This window comes from Pseudalgibacter alginicilyticus, assembly GCF_001310225.1.
Classification (GTDB): Bacteria; Bacteroidota; Bacteroidia; order Flavobacteriales; family Flavobacteriaceae; genus Pseudalgibacter; species Pseudalgibacter alginicilyticus.
This window is the reverse complement of the sequence record NZ_CP012898.1, coordinates 1019438-1041121: the sequence shown is the minus strand read 5'-3', so window position 1 is coordinate 1041121 and position 21684 is coordinate 1019438. Positions and strand designations below refer to the sequence as shown.

22 protein-coding genes are annotated in these 21684 nt (G+C 31.3%); 12 read left to right on the top strand and 10 right to left on the bottom strand.

Annotation, left to right across the window (positions count from 1 at the left end):
- Positions 1 to 62 precede the first annotated feature (62 nt).
- From APS56_RS04350 to APS56_RS04335, 4 genes are all read right to left on the bottom strand, one after another.
- Complete coding sequence (locus tag APS56_RS04350) at positions 63 to 617, bottom strand: DUF2911 domain-containing protein (protein ID WP_054725115.1); 555 nt, start codon at positions 615 to 617, stop codon at positions 63 to 65.
- Between the two features lie 198 nt (positions 618 to 815).
- Positions 816 to 1706, bottom strand: coding sequence for a dienelactone hydrolase family protein (locus tag APS56_RS04345; protein ID WP_054725113.1), 891 nt, complete (start codon positions 1704 to 1706; stop codon positions 816 to 818).
- A 174-nt stretch (positions 1707 to 1880) separates the two neighbouring features.
- Positions 1881 to 2174: an EF-hand domain-containing protein gene (locus tag APS56_RS04340; protein ID WP_054725111.1), complete on the bottom strand. Its 294-nt coding sequence runs from the start codon at positions 2172 to 2174 to the stop codon at positions 1881 to 1883.
- Positions 2175 to 2317: 143 nt separating this feature from the next.
- On the bottom strand, positions 2318 to 2956 hold the full coding sequence (locus tag APS56_RS04335; RefSeq protein ID WP_054725109.1) for a YceI family protein: 639 nt from the start codon (positions 2954 to 2956) through the stop codon (positions 2318 to 2320).
- A gap of 152 nt (positions 2957 to 3108) precedes the next feature.
- Here APS56_RS04335 and APS56_RS04330 point away from each other — a divergent pair, with 152 nt between their 5' ends.
- The 6 genes from APS56_RS04330 to APS56_RS04305 all read left to right on the top strand — a co-directional run bounded on the left by APS56_RS04330 (position 3109) and on the right by APS56_RS04305 (position 9506).
- Positions 3109 to 3675, top strand: a complete 567-nt coding sequence (locus tag APS56_RS04330) for a nucleotide exchange factor GrpE (protein WP_054725106.1) — start codon at positions 3109 to 3111, stop codon at positions 3673 to 3675.
- A 71-nt stretch (positions 3676 to 3746) separates the two neighbouring features.
- Positions 3747 to 4871, top strand: a complete 1125-nt coding sequence (gene dnaJ, locus APS56_RS04325; RefSeq protein WP_054725104.1) for a molecular chaperone DnaJ — start codon at positions 3747 to 3749, stop codon at positions 4869 to 4871.
- Between the two features lie 293 nt (positions 4872 to 5164).
- Positions 5165 to 6091, top strand: coding sequence for an ABC transporter ATP-binding protein (locus tag APS56_RS04320; RefSeq protein ID WP_054725102.1), 927 nt, complete (start codon positions 5165 to 5167; stop codon positions 6089 to 6091).
- A 2-nt stretch (positions 6092 to 6093) separates the two neighbouring features.
- Positions 6094 to 7407 carry an ABC transporter permease gene (locus APS56_RS04315; protein WP_054725099.1) on the top strand — a complete coding sequence of 438 codons (1314 nt, stop codon included), beginning with the start codon at positions 6094 to 6096 and terminating at the stop codon, positions 7405 to 7407.
- A gap of 1 nt (position 7408) precedes the next feature.
- Positions 7409 to 8293 (top strand): mechanosensitive ion channel family protein, encoded by an 885-nt coding sequence (locus tag APS56_RS04310; RefSeq protein ID WP_054725097.1) that lies wholly within the window; start codon positions 7409 to 7411, stop codon positions 8291 to 8293.
- 49 nt (positions 8294 to 8342) lie between these two features.
- Positions 8343 to 9506: a sigma-54-dependent transcriptional regulator gene (locus APS56_RS04305; protein ID WP_054725095.1), complete on the top strand. Its 1164-nt coding sequence runs from the start codon at positions 8343 to 8345 to the stop codon at positions 9504 to 9506.
- A gap of 76 nt (positions 9507 to 9582) precedes the next feature.
- Here the strand turns inward: APS56_RS04305 and APS56_RS16920 are convergent, their stop codons facing one another.
- The gene (locus APS56_RS16920; protein WP_157757601.1) at positions 9583 to 9735 is read right to left on the bottom strand and encodes a hypothetical protein; all 153 of its coding nucleotides are present in this window, start codon (positions 9733 to 9735) and stop codon (positions 9583 to 9585) included.
- Between the two features lie 388 nt (positions 9736 to 10123).
- Between APS56_RS16920 and APS56_RS04300 the strand changes: the two genes are divergently transcribed.
- The 3 genes from APS56_RS04300 (at position 10124) to APS56_RS04290 (ending at position 13104) form a co-directional block, all read left to right on the top strand.
- Positions 10124 to 11002: a PPK2 family polyphosphate kinase gene (locus APS56_RS04300; RefSeq protein WP_054725093.1), complete on the top strand. Its 879-nt coding sequence runs from the start codon at positions 10124 to 10126 to the stop codon at positions 11000 to 11002.
- 157 nt (positions 11003 to 11159) lie between these two features.
- Positions 11160 to 12539, top strand: coding sequence for a M28 family peptidase (locus APS56_RS04295; protein ID WP_054725091.1), 1380 nt, complete (start codon positions 11160 to 11162; stop codon positions 12537 to 12539).
- 64 nt (positions 12540 to 12603) lie between these two features.
- Positions 12604 to 13104, top strand: coding sequence for a hypothetical protein (locus tag APS56_RS04290; protein ID WP_236778459.1), 501 nt, complete (start codon positions 12604 to 12606; stop codon positions 13102 to 13104).
- 25 nt (positions 13105 to 13129) lie between these two features.
- On the opposite strand, the gene APS56_RS04285 is transcribed toward APS56_RS04290, so the two are convergent.
- Complete coding sequence (locus tag APS56_RS04285; protein WP_054725089.1) at positions 13130 to 14062, bottom strand: sterol desaturase family protein; 933 nt, start codon at positions 14060 to 14062, stop codon at positions 13130 to 13132.
- A 201-nt stretch (positions 14063 to 14263) separates the two neighbouring features.
- Between APS56_RS04285 and APS56_RS04280 the strand changes: the two genes are divergently transcribed.
- Positions 14264 to 15238, top strand: a complete 975-nt coding sequence (locus APS56_RS04280; RefSeq protein WP_054725087.1) for a T9SS type A sorting domain-containing protein — start codon at positions 14264 to 14266, stop codon at positions 15236 to 15238.
- 71 nt (positions 15239 to 15309) lie between these two features.
- Here APS56_RS04280 and lysA read toward each other — a convergent pair whose 3' ends face one another.
- Entirely contained in the window at positions 15310 to 16527 is a 1218-nt protein-coding gene (lysA, locus tag APS56_RS04275; RefSeq protein ID WP_054725085.1) for a diaminopimelate decarboxylase, read from the bottom strand.
- Positions 16528 to 16737: 210 nt separating this feature from the next.
- Here lysA and sucC point away from each other — a divergent pair, with 210 nt between their 5' ends.
- Positions 16738 to 17928: an ADP-forming succinate--CoA ligase subunit beta gene (gene sucC, locus APS56_RS04270; protein ID WP_054725083.1), complete on the top strand. Its 1191-nt coding sequence runs from the start codon at positions 16738 to 16740 to the stop codon at positions 17926 to 17928.
- An 86-nt stretch (positions 17929 to 18014) separates the two neighbouring features.
- On the opposite strand, the gene APS56_RS04265 is transcribed toward sucC, so the two are convergent.
- Positions 18015 to 18374, bottom strand: coding sequence for a DUF1456 family protein (locus APS56_RS04265; RefSeq protein ID WP_082379242.1), 360 nt, complete (start codon positions 18372 to 18374; stop codon positions 18015 to 18017).
- A 371-nt stretch (positions 18375 to 18745) separates the two neighbouring features.
- On the opposite strand from APS56_RS04265, the gene APS56_RS04260 reads away from it, so the two are divergent.
- Entirely contained in the window at positions 18746 to 19156 is a 411-nt protein-coding gene (locus tag APS56_RS04260; protein WP_054725081.1) for a hypothetical protein, read from the top strand.
- A 2-nt stretch (positions 19157 to 19158) separates the two neighbouring features.
- Here APS56_RS04260 and APS56_RS04255 read toward each other — a convergent pair whose 3' ends face one another.
- Both APS56_RS04255 and uvrB read right to left on the bottom strand, forming a co-directional pair.
- A complete protein-coding gene (locus APS56_RS04255) occupies positions 19159 to 19611 on the bottom strand; it encodes a DUF1569 domain-containing protein (RefSeq protein WP_054725078.1) in 453 nt (150 codons plus the stop codon).
- A gap of 34 nt (positions 19612 to 19645) precedes the next feature.
- Complete coding sequence (uvrB, locus tag APS56_RS04250; protein WP_054725076.1) at positions 19646 to 21649, bottom strand: excinuclease ABC subunit UvrB; 2004 nt, start codon at positions 21647 to 21649, stop codon at positions 19646 to 19648.
- Positions 21650 to 21684 lie beyond the last annotated feature (35 nt).

The window sequence follows — 21684 nt, the reverse complement described above, 5'->3', positions numbered from 1 at the left end:
ATTTAAACCTTAAAATTTGTCACTTATTTAAAACAAGTTTAGGCTTAATAAGGGGTATAGATTTATTTTAGGGGCACTTCAATTTTGATGTTATCCCAAGCCATTGTTAACGATAAATTATCTGTAGAATTATCAAAAGCTATGGTAAATTGTTCTACGGTATTTGGTATTTTTTGAACGGGTACTTTTAAATCTAATACATCATAATTAGGGTCCCACATAGGATTCATTTCAGTATCAACACCCCATGGATATTGTTTTTTATTAAAAATAACATGCCAAAGCGTATCGTTAGGAACAGTCCATAGTGTGTACTTTCCAGCAGGTAATGAGTCGTTGCCAATTTTTAAAGCTTTGTTGGTTTCAAATGTGGTAGCTTCATTAGCACCTGTCCTCCAAACCTTGTTGTAAGGAACCAGTGCACCAAAAACTTCACGTCCTTTTTTAGAGGGTCTGTTGTAAAAAACCTGTAATTTTAAATCATTAAGTTTAAATTCAACAATATCTTTTGGGCTTAAGCGAGCAGCAAAAATATTCTCTACAAAAGCAGAATATAGAAATAGACCCAGGGCTATAATTGACAAAGTGATTAATGTGCGTTTTAAAAAGGTGTTCATAGTTTTTTTTTGAAGCGATAAAGATACTTTAAAAAGTGATAATGTATAATTAAGAAACGTACAATTCTTTTACTTTGTTGTGATGCCTAAAAAATCTTTTTTCATCAAGGTAAAGAGTAATGCATGTTTCGTAAACAAAACTCTATAGAATATGATATTATTTTAGAGTCTTTTTTAGGGGTGTACTATTTTTTATTATCATTTAGTCAGCTTTTCTTTAAAAAAAGCAATGGTACGTTTCCAAGATAAATTTGCTGCATTTTCATCATATCTAGGTGTTGTGTTGTTATGAAAGCCGTGATTTACGTCTGGATAAAAATGAGCGGTATATTCCAAATTATTCACTTTTAATATTTTTTCAAAAGCAGGCCAACCTTCATTAACACGTGTGTCTAATTCTGCATATTGTAACAAAAGAGGTGCTTTAATTTTAGCAGCATCTTCATCATTAGGTTGTCTTCCATAATATGGTACAGCCGCTTTAAGTTCTGGTACTTTTACTGCCATCATATTTGAAATCCAACCACCAAAGCAAAACCCTACTACACCTATATTGCCATCGCAATCATTGTGAGATTTAAGATATTCGAAAGCAGCAATAAAGTCCTCTAACATCTCATTTTGATTCCGTTTCTTTTGCAATGCTCTACCATCATCATCATTTCCTGGATAGCCTCCTAATGGCGATAACGCATCTGGTGCAATAGTAATAAATCCATCAATAGCAGTACGTCGTCCAACATCTTCAATGTATGGGTTTAAGCCTCTATTTTCATGAACAACAATAATACCAGGTAATTTCTTTTTTGTATTTACTGGTTTTGTTAGCAGCGCTTTTATATTACCGCCACCTTTTTGGGATGTGTAGGTGATATATTCTGATTTTATTCTTGGGTCATCAGCTTTTATCGTAATTGAATCTGTATAGTTTGGCATAATAAAACCTAATAATGATGTTACTGTTATACCTCCAATAGCGTAAAGCGATAGTTTTTCAACAAATTGTCTTCTGTCAATTTTACTATGAGCATAATCATCGTATAAATCAAAAACTTCTTGCTTTATATCTTCTTTTTTTAATTTTTCCATGGTGTAATATTGTTGAAATGGTTTTTATGTATGTTTCTGATTACAAAAAAGTTAATATTCTAAAATTAAGAAATATTTTTAAATAAAAGTATTTTGAATAAATGAAAGGATTGTTAAAATAAAAAAGCATCTCTACTTATAAAGATGCTTTGAAGCTGTTTTTTAAAAATAAGATTATTTCTTTTTTTCAGGTCTAGTTTTAAATTCTTCAAGATCAATAAACCCATCAGAATTTGTGTCTTTTCTGGCAAATACTTTTTCTGGATCAACGGTTTTCTTGTTAGTTTCTCCTTCTTTTGCTCTTACAGGTTTAGCTTTAAATTCTTCCAAACTGATTTTTCCATCACTGTCTTTGTCTAATTTTGCAAAAGCAGCTTCAGGACCTTTTTTGCTATTTTTTTCCTGAGCGTTAACGTTTGAGAAAACTAATAAACTTAATACCACAAATCCTATTTTAATTAATTTCATTTTGTTATTGTTTTAATTGTTAATATGTCAATCAGACTACTTTTTTTTGAAATAGTTTAATCTGCTCTAAAAATATTTTTGTAATAAAAAAACCACTTCAAATCTAAATTGGAGTGGTTAGTGTGTCGTTAATAAATTAAAGGCTATAATTTATCAGCTTTTACATTTATTTTTATTGCAATATCATCATTAATAAATTTATCTTCCAACTCATCAAAAAACGATTTTGATTTAAATTTAATATCCCATTTTGTTCTATCAATACTAAACGTTTCACTAGAAAGGGTTAAGGTGTCATTATTATTGGTAATGGTTACAGGAAATGTAATATTATTATTAATTTCTTTGATGGTTAAGTTGCCTGAAAGCATAGTTTTACCATCGGTTTCCTCCAAACCTGTAATTTCAAAAGCAGCACTTGGATATTTTTCAACTTCAAAAAAATCGCCACTTTTTAAATGACCTTCAAGTTTTGCATTATTTTCTGAATCTTTTATAGAATTCATACTAATAGAAAAAGAGCCACCAACGATAGTGCCATTGGAGGTGCTAATAATCCCGTTTTCAATAGAGATCGTGCCATTATGTGATCCTGCTGGTTTATATCCTTGCCACTCAATAATAGAAGCATCGGTATCTACATTATATTTCTCGGTAGCTAAATCTTCTTCAATAATGGTTTCAGCTTCGGTTGTAGTAGCTTCTTTCGCTTTGTCTTTACAGCCAATAAAAGCTAAAGACATACTAACCATAATAAAAAATGCTGTAATATGTTTTTTCATTTTAAATATATTTTAGGGTTAATGACTTAGACTATGACTATGAATATACGAAAACTTCAGAGAGATTAAAATTATTTTGTGACATTTTGACAATTTAATAATAATGGCAGTACTTTTGCAAATTGAAAGATTATTGGAAAATAAATATACCGATGAGTAAAAAAGATAAAAATAAAAGCATTGATAACGACGCTGTTGAAAATGCAGTAGAAGAAACTATTGCGACTGAAGAGCAAGTTTTAGAAGATCAAGTTGTGGAAGAGCAGACTGTAGAAGAAAAACTTCAAACAGAATTAAAACAGGAAAAGGATAAGTTTTTACGACTTTTTGCTGAATTTGAAAATTATAAAAGACGTACTTCAAAAGAACGTATAGAATTGTTTTCAACAGCGAGTGAGGATGTTATGAAAACAATGTTGCCTGTATTAGATGATTTTGAACGTGCTTTAAGTCATATAGAAGAAGATAAGGAGGCTGAAGAATTACGTAAAGGAGTGATGTTAATTTATCAAAAATTGGTGTCAACACTAGAGCAAAAAGGTCTTAAAGTTATTAAAGTTGAGAAAGGAGAAGCGTTTAATGCTGACAATCATGAAGCAATTACTCAAATTCCTGCACCAAGTGATGATTTGAAAGGCAAAATTATTGATGTGGTAGAGAAGGGCTATAAACTTGGAGAAAAAGTTATTCGTTTTCCAAAAGTAGTCATAGGGCAATAAAATTTTAATTTAAAAAGTCCTTTTTAGAGATTTTGTTAATTGCAACCAAAAAATAAAAAGGAATTTAAGATATGGCAAAAAGAGACTATTACGAAATATTAGGAATTAGTAAAGGTGCTAATGCAGCCGAAATTAAAAAGGCGTACCGTAAAAAAGCAATAGAGTTTCACCCAGATAAAAATCCCGATAATAAAGAAGCTGAAGCCAAATTTAAAGAAGCAGCAGAAGCCTACGAAGTATTGAGTGACGAGAATAAAAAGGCTCGCTACGATCAGTATGGACATCAAGCCTTTGAAAACGGCGGTGGCGGTTTTGGCGGTGGTGGCATGAATATGGATGACATATTTAGTCAGTTTGGTGATATCTTTGGTGGCGGCGGTTTCGGCGGTGGCGGTTTTTCTGGTTTTGGTGGTGGCGGAGGTCAGAGACGAGTTAAAGGGAGTAACCTAAGAATACGCGTAAAATTAACATTAGAGGAAATAGCCAATGGTGTAGAGAAAAAAATAAAAGTACGTCGTAAAATTCAAGCACCAGGAACTACTTATAAAACGTGTTCTACCTGCCATGGTAGTGGACAAGTAACACGTATTGCTAATACTATTTTAGGTAGAATGCAAACTTCTGCACCATGTAATGTATGTGGAGGTGCAGGAGAAATTATTGATAAAAAACCCGCAGATGCTGATTTACAGGGCTTGAAACTCTCAGAAGAGACAGTGTCCATTAAAATTCCAGCAGGTGTTGTTGATGGGATGCAACTTAAAGTGGCAGGTAAAGGAAACGAAGCACCAGGAAATGGTATTTCAGGAGATTTATTAGTTGCTATTGAAGAGGAAGCTCATGAGAAATTACAACGTGAGGGAGATAATTTACATTATGATTTATATGTTAGTTTTCCAGATGCTGTTTTAGGAACATCTCAAGAAATTGATACGGTTACAGGTAAAGTACGTATAAAAGTAGAAGCAGGTGTACAATCGGGCAAAATATTGCGTTTAAGAGGTAAAGGTATACCAAGTATTAATGGGTATGGAAAAGGAGATCTCTTAGTACATGTTAATGTTTGGACTCCTAAGACTTTAAATAAACAGCAAAAAGAATTTTTTGAAACAATGAAAGATGATGAACATTTTTCTCCAAAACCAGAAAGTTCTGACAAATCATTCTTTGAAAAAGTAAAAGATATGTTTTCTTAAAATATAAAGAGTTATAAAAGCAGCTTGGATTGATTTTAAATTTTAAAATTTAAAAGGACGATGGTTTATTTTATTCGCTTTTTATAAAAAAAATAGTATATTTGGTTTGCCACTAATATATTTTAGTGGTAATTTTTCTTTTTCATAGCAATTTTTTTCCCATCCTTAATTGTTTTTAAGGGTGGGTTTTGTTTTTAATAAAACATGGTTATTTAATCAAAAAACATTTATTTGTAAAGTAGCTTAGCAACATTTAATATATTTACAACTCTATTTGTCAATAAAAAATATCAATGTATAACTTATTAGAAGTTAATTCTGTTTCAAAACAATTTGGAAATTTTACAGCGCTAAACAGTGTCTCTTTATCTGTAAAAAAGGGTAGTATTTTTGGATTATTAGGTCCAAATGGTGCTGGCAAAACAACTCTTATAAGAGTTATAAACCAGATAAGCATGCCAGATACTGGTCAGGTTTTATTGGATGGGATGCTACTTAATGATTCTCATATTAAAGATATAGGTTATTTGCCAGAAGAACGTGGTTTGTATAAAACCATGAAGGTTGGAGAGCAAGCCATTTACTTAGCCCAATTGAAAGGTTTGAGCAAAACAGAAGCTAAAATTCGTTTAAAATATTGGTTTGATAGGTTGGAAATTGGAGATTGGTGGAATAAAAAAATCCAGGAACTATCAAAAGGGATGGCTCAAAAAATTCAATTTGTGGTTACCGTTTTACATGAACCTAAACTTTTAATTTTTGATGAACCATTTTCTGGCTTTGATCCAATAAATGCTAATTTGATCAAGGATGAAATTCTTCGGTTACGAGAAAATGGCGCCACTGTTATTTTTTCTACACACAGAATGGAATCTGTTGAAGAGTTGTGTGATGACATTGCATTAATTCATCAGTCAAATAAAATTTTAGATGGAAAATTAATGGACATTAAAAGACAATATAAAACGAATACTTACGAAGTAGGAATAAAAACTCAAGATCAAACTAATTTAGAACGTATTTTAAAAGAAAAGTTTCAGGTGTCATCTACAAATTTTAAATCATTAGAAGATGATTTGAAGCTCAAGATAAAACTTTCTGAACGTGATACACCAAACGATTTGCTCCAATATTTAACAACACAAGGTAATGTATCTCATTTTGTAGAATTAATACCGAGTGTTAATGATATTTTTATACAAACCGTTAAGAACAGTTAAAGATGAATCATTTACCACTTATTATTAAGCGAGAATATTTAACCAAAGTAAAAAATAAGTCGTTCATAGTTATGACTTTTTTAAGTCCTATGATTATGATTGCACTAATAACTTTTGTTGCTTATTTATCACAATTAAACAATGATAAACAGCGTACTATTTCTGTTTTAGATGAATCTGGCATTATGGAAGATTTGTTTGAAAGCACAAGTAGCACAACCTATCATATATTAAAAAATACAAGTTTAGAAACAGCAAAAACAATTGTGTCAAGTACGTCTGGGTATGGCCTGTTGCATATAGAAAAGCAAGAGTATATAAGTGATATTTCAAAAAACATTAAATTTTACTCAGACGATCCACCGTCTTTAAGTGTGCTTTCTGGATTAGAATCTAAAATAGAAAGTAAACTTAATAATTTAATATTAGAGGAAAAAGGGGTTGATATTGAATTGATAAAAAACTCAAAAACACGGGTTAGTATTGTGCAAGAAAGTTTTGCCGGTGAAAAATCTTCAAAAATGGATAGCTTGATAAAGCTTGCTTTTGGAATTGCCGTAGGGTATTTGTTATTTATGTTCATTATTATTTATGGCAATATGATTATGCGTAGTGTTATTGAAGAAAAAACCAGTCGTATTATTGAAGTTATAATTTCATCTGTAAAACCTGTACAGTTAATGCTTGGTAAAATTATAGGTACTTCCTTGGCAGGGCTTACTCAATTTTTTGTTTGGTTGTTTTTAGGAGGCGTTTTATTAACGGTTGTGTCTATAGTTTTTAATATTGATGTTTCTCAATTACAATCTCAACAACAAGAAATAATACAACAAGCGGCATCAAATTCAGAGTTGAATTCACAAGTACAAGACTTTATGTTGGCTTTTTATCATTTGCCAATAGTAAATCTTATTATAGCTTTTATCTTGTTTTTTATATGTGGTTTTTTGCTTTTTAGCTCGCTTTATGCAGCTATTGGTGCGGCTGTAGATAATGAAACAGATACACAACAATTTATTTGGCCAATTTTGGTACCTTTAATGTTAGCTGTATATGTGGGTATATTTACGGTTATTGAAGATCCTCATGGTACGGTTTCAACGGTGTTTTCTTTTATTCCTTTTACATCACCGGTTGTAATGGTTATGCGTATTCCTTTTGGAGTGCCACTTTGGCAACAATTGGTATCATTATTGTTATTAATTGGAACTTTTATGTTCGCTGTGTGGTTTGCCGCTAAAATCTATAGAGTGGGTATTTTAATGTATGGAAAAAAGCCAAGCTATAAAGAATTAATAAAATGGTTAAAATATTAATATGACTCAAGAATTAAAAAAAATAGAAAGTTCAATTTGGGAGAACGTTATTGAGTTTTTTAACTACAATATTTATACGTTTACAGATAACGCAAATAATATTACAAGTGTTATTAAAGTAAAGAATTTGTTAGGAGTTATAGCAATTTTAATTTTAACAACCTATTTACTAAGGTGGATAAGAAAGCTTGTTACACGTTCAATGCCTAATGATGATAAAGCAAAATTTACTACCGTTTTTTCATTCGCTAGGTGGATTGTCTATATTATAGTTTTACTTATAGTATTAAGTTCTTTAGGAATAAATGTTACAGCAGTTTTTGCTGCATCTGCAGCGCTATTAATAGGAGTAGGCTTAGCGCTTCAAACATTATTTCAAGATATTATTTCTGGTATTTTTATATTAGTAGATCAAACAGTTCATGTTGGTGATATCATTGAAATTGAAGGAAAAGTTGGTCGTGTTGAAGAAATCAAACTAAGAACAACCAGAGCAACCACAGTTGATAATAAAGTATTAATTATTCCAAACCATTTATATTTAGAAAACAGCTTGTATAATTGGACCCAAAATGGAACATCTACAAGAGAGTCAGTTTCGGTAGGTGTTGCTTATGGTAGTGATGTACGGTTAGTTGAAAAACTTTTAATTGAAGCAGCAAACTCTCATGCTCAGGTAATAGATAAAAAAGCTACTGTAGTTCGATTTTTAGATTTTGGAGATAGTTCATTAAACTTTAAAGTAGTGTTTACTTTAAATGATAGTTTTAATGCAAGAATTCCTGAAAGTGATATTCGTTTTGAAATAGATAGGTTGTTTAGAGAAAACAACATTAGTATTCCATTTCCTCAACGCGATATTCATATCATTCAAAAGCCGAATTAAAAAATTAATTTAAAATAGATATTCAATAGAATTTTAAAATATATTAAAGATGCCTAAAATTTTAATAATTGAAGACGAAGCAGCTATTAGACGTGTTTTGGTAAAGATACTTTCTGAAGAAAATGATACTTATCAAGTAGATGAGGCCGAGGATGGATTAGTTGGTATAGAGAAAATCAAAAAAGATGATTACGATTTGATTCTTTGTGATATAAAAATGCCAAAAATGGATGGCGTTGAAGTCCTTGAAGCAGTTAAAAAAATAAAACCAGAAATACCAATAGTTATGATTTCGGGGCATGGTGATTTAGATACAGCAGTAAATACGATGCGTTTAGGAGCTTTTGACTATATTTCAAAACCGCCAGATTTGAACAGACTTTTAAATACAGTTAGAAATGCTCTTGACAGAAAGGAATTGGTAGTTGAAAACAAGTTATTAAAAAAGAAAGTAGGTAAAAATTTTGAAATGATTGGGGAGAGCGATGCTATCTCTCATATAAAAGATATTATTGAAAAAGTTGCACATACCGATGCTCGTGTTTTAATAACAGGTTCCAACGGTACTGGAAAAGAATTAGTGGCTCACTGGCTTCATCAAAAAAGCGAACGTGTAAAAGCACCAATGATAGAAGTTAATTGTGCTGCTATACCAAGTGAATTAATAGAAAGTGAGTTGTTTGGTCATGTGAAAGGAGCTTTTACAAGTGCTGTTAAGGATAGAGCAGGTAAGTTTGAAGCTGCTAATGGCGGGACTATTTTTTTAGATGAAATAGGAGATATGAGCTTGCCGGCTCAAGCAAAAGTACTTAGGGCTTTACAGGAAAGTAGAATCCAACGTGTTGGAAGTGATAAGGATATAAAAGTGGATGTTAGAATTATTGCAGCAACTAATAAAGACTTAAAAAAGGAGATTGAAGCAGGCAAATTTCGTGAAGACTTATACCATAGACTTGCTGTGATCTTAATTCAAGTACCAGCATTGAATGATAGGCGAGAAGATATACCACTACTTATTAAACATTTTGCAGAAAAAATAGCTACAGAGCAAGGAACAGCTGTAAAGGTGTTTTCTGAAAAAGCTATAAAAATGCTTCAAGAATATGATTGGACTGGAAATATTCGAGAATTGCGAAACGTGGTGGAACGCTTGATAATACTTGGCGGTGCAGAAGTTAGTGAAACAGATGTCAGCTTATTTGCATCAAAATAACAAAGTATATTAAAAACTCATTAAAAAAAGGTTTGTAAACTAACAATTTTCAGACCTTTCTTTATATGTGAAATTTTTATTTTTTAGGGTCAATTTGTAAGGCTATTGTAGCTTTACTTTCATTAAAAGCAGTGGTGCAATTATTCATTTCAGTAATACTTTCTTTAGCAATTTTTCGGGTGCGTTTTATATAAAAACGGCCGTCATCATTAGTTTTTATAACGGTCAATATCTTCTAATATTTCTATGGTATCTGACACCCTATTGTAAGCCACATCGTAACTACTCGCTTTTAGCTTTGGAGGCGCTCGTTAAAACCCTTTAATGACTTTTTGGCATAATATTTTAAATGATTAATATTGTTTGAACTATAAGCAGACTTAATATGGGAATAGGCATAAATCAAATCAGAATCAGCTTCTTGACAATTTTCTTGCCCATAAGAAAATGAATACACTGTAAGAATCAGGAAAAGCAGGTAGTTTTTTTATGGCTTTTTTGATTATAATATTAAGTAGGTAAGTTATAAATGTAATGGAATTTTAGAATTTGACTTTGGTTTTAAAATTTATTGTTTTACTATCTTTATGGAAATTAAAATTTAATACCAATTATTAATGAAAGAAATTAATCTATCAGATTTTAAGATTACAGAAAAAATTAAATTAAAAGAACAAGTTTCAACTTATAATTTGGAACTTTCTAAAAAGAAAATAGAAAAAGCTCTAAGTAAGGTTAGTAAAAAGTTAGCTGAATTACAAAATACCATGTATGCACATGATAAATATAGTGTTTTGGTTTGCTTACAAGGTATGGATACTTCTGGAAAAGATAGTTTGATAAGAGAGGTTTTTAAAAATTTTAATGCTCGTGGTATTGTAGTGCATAGTTTCAAAGTTCCTACGGATTTAGAATTGGGGCATGATTATTTATGGCGTCATTATATAGCACTACCTGAACGTGGTAAATTTGGTATTTTTAATAGAACACATTATGAAAATGTATTAGTAACCAGAGTACACCCTAATTATATTTTGGGAGAAAAAATCCCATCGGTAAATACAATTGAAGATATTAATGATGAATTTTGGGATAAACGTTTTGAACAAATAAATAATTTTGAAAAGCATATTTCAGAAAATGGGACTATTATTTTTAAATTTTACTTGAATCTTTCAAAAGATGAACAGCGAAACAGATTGATTCGTCGTTTAGAAAAACAAGAAAAAAACTGGAAATTTTCACCTGCAGATTTAAAAGAACGAAAACTTTGGGATAATTATCAAAACTGTTATGAAGATGCTATTAATAGAACTTCTAAACCTCATGCACCATGGTATAATATCCCAGCAGATGATAAGCCTACAGCACGATATATAGTAGCCAAAATTATGTACGATACTTTAAAAGAATATACTGATATTCAAGAACCTGAACTTGATGATGCTATAAAAGCAAATTTAGAATTGTATAAAGAACAACTTAGTAAAGAGTAGTTTTTGAAATTAGAGCTAAATTGGGTTAAATAAAGCTATGTATTTGTACTTTTTTTCGTTTTTAAATGCCTTAAAATAATTCTTAACACAATTTTATGTTCTCTGAATAAACTCACTTTTAGAGAAATTTTATCTTTAGGGTTCATAAAATATCAAGATGAAAAAAGTTATTTTAGTTATTGTTATCACATTTTCGTTAACCATCTCTGCTCAATCGGATCAAGAAATCATAAGAAAAATTTATACTCAATCTTTGACTAACGGTAAAAGTTATGATTGGTTAGCCTATTTGTCAACTCAAATAGGAGGACGTTTGTCTGGTTCATATAATGCAGAAAAAGCGGTGGCTTGGGCAAAATCTGAATTGGATAGTTTAGGGTTAGATAAAGTTTGGTTGCAACCCGTTATGGTACCTAAGTGGGTGCGAGGTACTAAAGAATATGCTTTTATTGAAACCGTACCAGGAAAAACAACATCAGTAAATATCTGTGCTTTAGGTGGCTCTGTGGCAACATCCTCATTAGGTTTGAAATCTCAAGTAGTTGAAATACAAGATTTTAAACAATTAGAAGTTTTAGGAAAAGAAAATATAGAAGGGAAAATTGTGTTTTATAACCGTCCCATGCAAGCAGGTTTAATTGAAACTTTTGAGGCTTATGGTAGTGGTGTAAATCAGCATTATAAAAGCGCTATTGAAGCTTCTAAATATGGAGCCGTTGCAGTTATTGTACGTTCTTTGAGTTTGAGGTTAGATAATTTGCCACACACAGGAAACATAACTTATGGTAATATACCTATTGAAAAACGTATTCCAGCAGCAGCAATAAGTACTAAGGATGCAGATTTGCTAAGTACCATGCTAAAACTTGATAAAAGTATTTCTTTTTATTTTAAGCAAAATTGTAAACAGCTGAGTGATGTACAATCTTATAATGTTATTGGAGAAATTACTGGAAGTGAATATCCAAATGAATACATGTTGGTTGGCGGACATTTAGATTCGTGGGATTTAGGTGATGGGGCACATGACAATGGGGCAGGAGTTGTACAATCTATGGATGTTTTAAGGCTTTTAAAAGCATCAGGAATTAAGCCCAAGCGTAGTATAAGAGTGGTGCTTTTTATGAATCAAGAAAATGGATTACGAGGTGCTAAAAAATATGAAGAAGACGCTAGGAAAAAGAATGAAACTCACATTTTTGCTTTAGAAAGTGATGCAGGAGGATTTACACCACGTGGTTTTAATTTTGATTGTAGTGATGCAAATTTTAATAATATTTTAAGTTGGAAACCTTTATTTGAGCCCTATTTGATTCATTATTTTAAAAAGAGTGGAAGTGCAGCAGGTGTTAAACTTCTAAAAAATGAGCATAATGTTTTAGTAGGACTACGTACAGATTCACAGCGTTATTTTGATTATCATCATGCTAGTAATGATACTTTTGAGGCTGTTAATAAGCGAGAATTAGAATTGGGTGCAGCTACCATGACCGCATTGGTTTATTTGGTTGATAATTATGGTATTAAAAAGAATTAACAGCATGAAAATATTTGCGATTATATTAATATGTATTTGTTTTATGAATATAAATGCCCAAGAAATGAAACAACAAGATTTACTTTATTATGAAATTCCAGAGCATCCAGATGCTTATACTGATGCTACTGTGGCAGCAAGAATGATTGATGGCTTAGGATTTAGATACTATTGGGCAACAGAAGCTTTAAGACGAGAAGATTTAACTTATAAACCTAGTGAAACAGGTAGAGAATCACTAGAAATCATTAAGCATATTTATGGGTTATCTAAGACAATAAGAAACAGTGTTTTGGAAACTGATAAAGATGAAAATAAATCTGAACTTGACTATGAAGCCATGCGTAGACAAACTTTATATAATTTTAAAATTGTTTCAGATACTTTAAGAAATACAGAAATCCCCTTTAACCTTAATAAAACAAGTATGCCATTTTGGAATATTATAAATGGCCCTATTGCTGATGCTATTTGGCATTGCGGACAAGTAGTTTTGTTACGACGAGCTTCAGGCAATCCATTTAATTCTAAAGTAAATCTTTTTACAGGAAAACTGAAGGATTGATTAACTCTTTAAAAAAGCATAATTTTTAAAGTGCACGTTGTTCAGCTTTTGTTAGTTTTTGGATTTGTTTAATAGTTAAGGTACTACCATCATGACTCCAGCCAGGTGCTCCAAAAGCATACATAAATTTATGATACCAATTTTTTGATTTTTTCATATCATTCCAAATATCTTTATACTCATGGGTTAAAATAATTAATGGGTTGTATGAATTTGGTGCATGTGTTACACCGTATTTTATATCTATAGTTTCATCTAGTTCTTTCCAGGTACCAAACATTTTATCAAAAATATTTAAGAAACCACCATGGTTTTTGTCCATGTATTCTATATTTTGAGCATGGTGTACTTGGTGCATGGTATGTGTATTCATAAATTTTTCTAAAAAACCTAATTTACCTATATAAACCGTATGTAATTGAAATTGCCATAAGGATTCAATGCCTAAACAAACCACAAGTATTTCTGGCGGAAAACCAATGGCGGGTATCCACATATAAAATAACGGTTTATAGAAAAGTGTAAACCAACCGTTTCTTACAGCAGTGCCTAAATTAAAGTTATCTGAGGAGTGATGCACAATGTGAGCGGCCCAGAGAAAACGTACATTGTGGTTTTGCCTATGAAACCAATAGTAACTAAAATCATCTAATAATTGGCAAATAATCCAAATATACCATGCGTAGCCAAATGATTCCCATCCCATAATATTGGTGCGAACACCATCAATTACAGGATTAAAAATTTCATAAACAAACTCAAAAAGAACAATAGCTGCAATTGTTTTGGTAAGTGGTGCTAAAATAGCAGAACCCACTCCCATGCTAAGACTCGCAGCTAAATCTTTCCATTTATATAAATCTTTTTTTTCTTCATGATGTTTGCTATAAGTTAACTCGAGTAAAATAAGAGCTAAAAAGCAAGGAACACCATATACTAAGGGATTTGTAAAACTCATTAAGACAATTGTTAATTTTCAAAAATAGAATGATTATAGGGATTAAAGGCTATTAATTTTGATTTATTTAAAATAAAAATTATCAGTCATTCTGTTATAAAGTATATTGATTATTATTTGAAACTATTTTGTGTTTAATACATGGAACTAATTTTTCTTAGATTTGTTGTTATATAATTTCATCATTAAATTTAAAAGTATATGAAAACAACATTACAATTAGTATTGCTATTTATAACTGTTTTAGGTTATTCTCAAACTAATATTGAACAATTCCATAGTCCAAGTGGTTCTCAATATACCGTGTTAACAGGAACTATAAATCAGTCGTCATCTGGAATAAATACTTCGTGGGATTTTACAAGTTTAACAAGTACAGCTTCACTATTTGTAGATACTTATACAGACGAACCACCAACATCTACTATTCAAACTAAAGAAGGGACTACGGTAGTAAATGAACTTGGACTCAATACTTCTGGAGGTATATTATCTTTAGTGTCTTTAAATTCAGATAGTTTTGGGTTGAATTATTCTAATTATGGTATAATAGGGTTGTTTCCTATGAATTATGAGGATTCAAATACAGACGGAGTTGAAGGCACATTTACTTCGGAAGAAGTGTCTGGAGATGTTTTGGATACCAGTACTATAAATGTTAATGTAGATGCTTGGGGGAATTTAAAAGTGGGTACTTTTGATGGGGCAGTCACTAGATTAAAAATGGTCCAAAATTTAAACCTTTCAGCGTTTGGAGGCATACTAACTGCTGCTGGAACTCAAACGTCTTATTTTTATTATGACGCCAATAGTAATGATCTTATTTTTAGAACCAACCGTATACAAGTTGTTGTTCCTTCTCCTTTTGAAAGTTATAGTATTGATGTGACTAGTATGGAAGTCTTGTCTACGTATACTTTAGATACTAATAAGCATCAGATAGAAGAATCTAATATAAAATTGATTTCTAACCCTGTACAACATGACCTTAAATTTGAAGTAAGTGATAATATTGAAATACAATCTATTATTATTTCAGATCTTTTAGGAAAAACTGTTTTAATATCAGAAGGTAATGAAGCTATAATATCTGTTAATCAATTAAAGTCTGGTTTGTTTTTGGCAACCGTTCGTACTAATAAAGGTACTATAACTAAAAAATTTATAAAGCAATAAGTTCGAGTTTTAAAACATAAAAAGCGTTTCGATTTTGAAACGCTTTTTTATTTTAAATATGAAATTACTTTTTATTTTTTAGAAGAAAAATCAATTTCAATTTGATTCTTTAAAATATCTTCAAAAGTTTCTCTTTTTCTAATTAAATGTGCTTTATTATTATGCCATAACACTTCGGCAGGTCTGTAACGTGAGTTGTAATTACTAGACATAGAATAGCAATAGGCTCCAGCATTTTTAAATGCTAAAATATCACCTTCATTTATTTCATTAATACGTCTGTTATTTGCAAAGGTGTCGGTTTCGCAAATATAACCTACAACCGAGTAAAAACGTTCTTTTCCTTTAAGGTTTGAAATGTTTTCAATAACATGTTGGGAACCGTAAAGCATGGGGCGTATTAAATGATTAAATCCAGAATCTACTTGTGCAAACACGGTAGATGTGGTTTGCTTTACAGCATTAACTTTTACCAAAAACTGTCCTGCTTCGCTCACTAAAAATTTACCAGGTTCAAAAGCCAAGGTTAATTCTTTACCGTAATCTTTACAGAAATCATTAAAACGCTTGGTTAATTTTTTTCCAAGTTCTTCAATATTGGTTTCAATATCATCTTTTTTATAAGGTACTTTAAAGCCTGAACCAAAATCTAAAAATTCTAAATCTTTAAATTGTTTAGCGGTATCAAATAAAATTTCACTGGCATATAAAAATACTTCAATATCTAAAATATCACTTCCTGTATGCATATGGATGCCATTAATAGTCATACCTGTATTTTCAACAATACGAAGGATGTGAGGAATCTGGTGTACAGAAATACCAAATTTACTATCTATATGTCCTACAGAAATATTTGCATTTCCACCAGCCATAATATGTGGGTTTATACGAATACAAACGGGTATATTTGGATGTTTAGCACCAAACTGCTCTAAAATAGAAAGGTTATCTATATTAATTTGAACTCCAAGTTTTGTAACCGTTTCAATTTCTTCTAAAGAAACCCCATTAGGTGTAAAAATTATTTTGTCAGCAGGAAAACCAGCAGCTAAACCTAATTGAACTTCTTGAATAGATACCGTATCAATACCAGAACCAAAAGAGTGTAATAGTTTTAAAACAGAAATATTAGAAAGCGCTTTTACAGCATAATTGATTTTTAACTGCTTAACACCTTTAAAAGCATTTGTTAAACGTTTGTATTGTTGCTCAATTTTTTCAGCATCATAAACATAAACAGGACTTCCATAATCTTGTGCTATTTTTAGCAATTGACTTTTTTCCATAATACTACTTTCTATAAATTTTTGCCAAAGGTATTTTTTTCCTTTTAATAAAAAATAAAAAACTTAAATATTAATCAAATTAAACAAAATGTTAATTATTTAACAGTTGTTAATAAAACAACTTACTTGTTTATAGATTCCTAAACAAATTATTAGTCTAATTAACACCTATTATTTACATTTGCCACACTTATAACTATTAAGCAGATTATGAATTTACACGAATATCAAGGCAAAGAAATATTGAGTGGCTTTGGGGTACGTATCCAACGTGGTATTGTAGCTCAAAATGCTAATGAAGCAGTTGTTGCTGCAAAACAGTTAACAGAGGAAACAGGTACAAGTTGGTACGTAGTTAAAGCCCAAGTACATGCAGGTGGTCGCGGAAAAGGTGGCGGCGTAAAGTTGGCTAAAAACTTAAAAGAAGTTGAAGAAATTTCAGGAAACATTATTGGGATGGATCTTGTTACCCCTCAAACTTCTGCAGCTGGAAAACGGGTACATCAAGTTTTAATTGCTGAGGATGTATATTATCCAGGAGAAAGTGAAACAGACGAATTTTATATGTCCATTTTATTAAATCGTGCCACAGGACGTAATATGGTTATGTATTCTACTGAAGGTGGTATGGACATCGAAACTGTTGCAGAAGAAACACCGCATTTAATTTTTACAGAAGAAATTGATCCTACTGTAGGTTTAATGCCATTTCAAGCCAGACGTATTGCTTTTAATTTAGGCCTGTCTGGAAATGCTTTTAAGGAAATGACTAAGTTTGTTTCTAATCTTTATAAAGCTTATGTGAATTCTGATTCTTCTCTATTTGAAATCAATCCAGTATTAAAAACAAGTGATAATAAAATATTAGCTGTTGATGCTAAAGTAACCATTGATGATAATGCGCTATTTAGACATAAAAATTATGTTGATTTACGTGATGTGCGTGAGGAAAGTGCTATTGAAGTTGAAGCTGGAGAATTAGGTTTAAACTATGTTGATCTTGATGGAAATGTTGGCTGTATGGTTAATGGAGCAGGATTGGCAATGGCCACTATGGATTTGATAAAACAAGCAGGAGGTGAGCCAGCAAACTTTTTAGATGTTGGAGGTACTGCAGATGCAGCTCGTGTTGAGGCTGCTTTTAAAATAATTTTAAAAGACCCAGCAGTTAAAGCGATCTTGATAAATATTTTTGGAGGTATTGTACGTTGTGACCGTGTAGCTCAAGGTGTTATAGATGCTTATAAAAATATGGGTAACATTAATGTACCAATTATTGTACGTTTACAAGGTACCAATGCAGATATCGCTAAAGAGTTGATTGATAATTCAGGGTTGGCTGTTTTAAGTGCAACGGAATTTCAAGAAGCAGCAGATAAGGTACAACAAGTATTAGCTTAGTCGCCAAAATAGATTAGAACTCTGAGCGCTTTTACATATTAAAGTAAAGTAAGTTGAAGAGTTTTATAAAAAACAAAGGAGCAACTTTAACCGTTGCTCTTTTTTTGTGGATTAACTTTTTTAAAGTTTTTATTGCTTCCAGCTTTTTTTAACGCTGGTTTTACATCTCTGTTGTTTTTTGTAATGTTTTTAGATTTTAGAGATTTGGAAATCTTACTTGATTTTGGAGGCATTGGCCCTCGTAAATGAATTACTAAACCGTTTAAAAAATTGCGTAAAATTTGATCGCCACATTCCATATACTTTGGGTGGTCTTCATTTCGGAAAAATGCTCCTAATTCACTTTTTGAAATTCTAAAGTCAACCAATTCTAAAATTTTTACAATATCATCATCTCGAAGCTTTAATGCGACACGTAGCTTTTTAAAAATATCATTGTTTGTCATATTGGTGTTTTTTAAGGCTTTTACGGATGCATTTTATCGATTTTATATAAAAGACTTTGTTTTTCTGTCGTTTTTTTAACTTTTGTAAAGATACCTTAAATTTTTATTTTTTCACATTGTTTTTTTGTTTAATAAATTGACTTTAAAAACCTGATTGTTAATGGTTTATTGTTGGGTGTTTTTGTTTTTAACATGTTGTTTTCAAAAGATGAAATGCTGTTTTATTAGATGAATAAAAATGGGTATTGATAAAATCAATAAAAATAACGACCAAATACCCTCTGTTTTTCGATAAGCGACCGTATATCACCGATTATTTATGAGTTATTGAGGTGTATCTTTATGTTATTAATAATTAATCCTCTCTTCATATGATTAATAGAGTAGAAAAATTGAGTCTTTTGTCAGAAATGATTGCTTTTGCAAAGTATGATAAGCCTGTAATGAAAAATATTGAATATAATTTTTTATTGGGTGTCGCTAAGCAATTAGATATTGCTCGTGAAGACTTTGAGTATCTAATAGAAAATCCTATCAACTATACCCATTTAAAATCGCACAGTGAACGTATTGTGCAATTTCATCGTTTGGTTTTACTAATGAATATTGATGATCAGGGTGATAATAATTCAAAAGGGGCTATTAAGTTATACAACTTTGGATTACGTATGGGTTTAAGTCACGAATCAATAACTAAAGTGTTATATTTAATGGACAGTTTTCCTAATAAAATTGTTCCACCAGATGTACTGATTGATATTTTTAAAACACAATACAATTAAACTTACACATTAAACTGTTTTAAATGGTGGTCTAAATGTTTGTAAAACATAGTATTCCATTCCTGAACGCTTAAAGGTCCAAAAGAATGAGATTCTCTGTTTTTAAAATGAGTTTCACCAAGATTTTGTGTTCTTTTGATGTTATCGATTAATAGTGTTTTTTCTTTTTCAAAATGCTTTTTATCCGTAATTATAAATTCAGGTGCAGTTCTTGAGTTTTTAGGGTAAGGCTTATTTCCAACAACCATTTTTTTAGCAAACAATGTAATCATAAACTTTTTGAATGCATTTGGTTTTTGGTATTTGTCGGTATAGATATAACCGTACGGCACATTGCAATGAGCCAACATTTGGTCAACACTCATTTTTCCCCATAAATTTTTTGCATCTGGAGTTAATTGATTTATTCTATTAATAACTTCGGTACAGTCTTTTAAATCGAACATATTTTTCATGATATTAAGTTTGAATTAAACTAATAGATGGATTTTAAGCGTTGAGTTTTTCTAATTTTGTTTGATAGTTTTTTATTTCGTCTCGCATTTTAGCTGCCATAATAAAATCTAATTGTTTAGCAGCTTCTTCCATAAGCTTGCGCTTTTCCTTTATTTTTTTTTCTAATTCGGGTTTGCTTAAATAGTCACTTTCTGGCTCGGCTGCTTTAGCTGCTTCTAATTCGTAACTATAAGTACTTACGGAATTTTTGGTTAATGCATTTGCTAAACTTTTATTCAATGCTTTTGGAATAATATTGTTAGCTGTATTGTAATTGATTTGTTTTTCTCGTCTGTAATTGGTTTCATCAATGGTTTTTTGCATACTATTGGTGATTTTATCTGCATACATAATGGCTTTTCCGTTGAGGTTTCTAGCGGCTCTTCCAACAGTTTGTGTTAATGAGCGGGCAGAACGTAAAAAGCCTTCTTTATCAGCATCTAAAATAGCGACTAATGAAACTTCTGGTAAATCCAAACCTTCACGAAGTAGGTTAACACCCACTAAAACATCAAATAAGCCCTTTCGTAAATCTTGCATGATTTCCACACGTTCCAAGGTATCTACATCACTATGAATGTATCGGCATCTGATTTGAATACGATCTAAATATTTAGTCAATTCTTCAGCCATCCTTTTGGTTAAAGTAGTTACTAAGGTGCGTTCGTCTTTTTCAACACGTTGTTGGATTTCTTCAATTAAATCATCAATTTGGTTTAAACTTGGTCTTACCTCTATGATGGGATCTAATAATCCTGTGGGCCTAATGACTTGCTCCACATAAACGCCATCAGTTTTTTGAAGTTCGTAATCTGCAGGTGTAGCACTTACATAAATCACTTGGTTTTGTAAGGCTTCAAACTCTTCAAATTTTAACGGGCGGTTATCCATAGCAGCGGGTAATCTGAAACCATATTCTACTAAGTTCTCTTTCCTACTTCTATCGCCACCATACATGGCATGTACTTGTGAAATGGTAACATGGCTTTCATCAACCACCATTAAATAATCATCAGGAAAATAATCTAATAAACAGAAAGGGCGGGTACCAGGCTGTCTGCCATCTAAATACCGGGAATAATTTTCAATTCCCGAGCAATAGCCTAATTCTCGAATCATTTCTAAATCAAATTCGGTTCGTTCTTTAAGGCGTTTGGCTTCTAAATGTTTACCAATGTCTTTAAAATAGTCATGTTGTTTTACTAAATCATCTTGAATTTCTTTGATAGCGCCTTGTAAAATATCAGGAGAGGTTACAAACATGTTAGCTGGATAAATATTCAACCGGTCGTATTTTTCAACGACTTGATTGGTTTGAATATTAAAGGATTCAATGTCTTCAATTTCATCTCCAAAAAAGTGAATTCTAAAAGCATCGTCTGCATAACTTGGAAATATATCTACCGTATCCCCCTTTATTCTAAAATTACCATGCTTAAAATCTTCTTCCGTTCTAGAATATAAACTTTGCACTAATTGATGAAGAAGTTTAGTTCTAGAAATAACTTGATCGCGTTCTAAAGTAATTACATTTTTTTGAAATTCCACAGGGTTTCCAATTCCATATAAGCAGGATACTGATGCAACAACCAATACATCACGACGTCCAGAAAGCAGGGAGGACGTGGTGCTTAAACGCATTTTTTCTATTTCTTCATTAATAGATAAATCTTTTTCTATATAAACGCCAGAAACAGGTATATAGGCTTCTGGTTGATAGTAATCATAATAAGATACAAAATATTCTACAGCATTATCTGGAAAAAACTGTTTAAACTCAGAATATAATTGAGCCGCTAAAGTTTTGTTATGCGCTAAAATTAAAGTAGGTCTTTGTACTTCCTTAATGACATTAGCTACGGTAAATGTTTTTCCAGAACCTGTAACACCTAAAAGTGTCTGGTATTTTTCATTGGTTTCAATGCCATTAACAAGTTGGGTTATGGCTTTAGGTTGATCACCTGTAGGTTTGAATTCAGATTCGATTTTAAATTGCATAAAACAAAATTACGCAAAAAAAACACGAAAACATT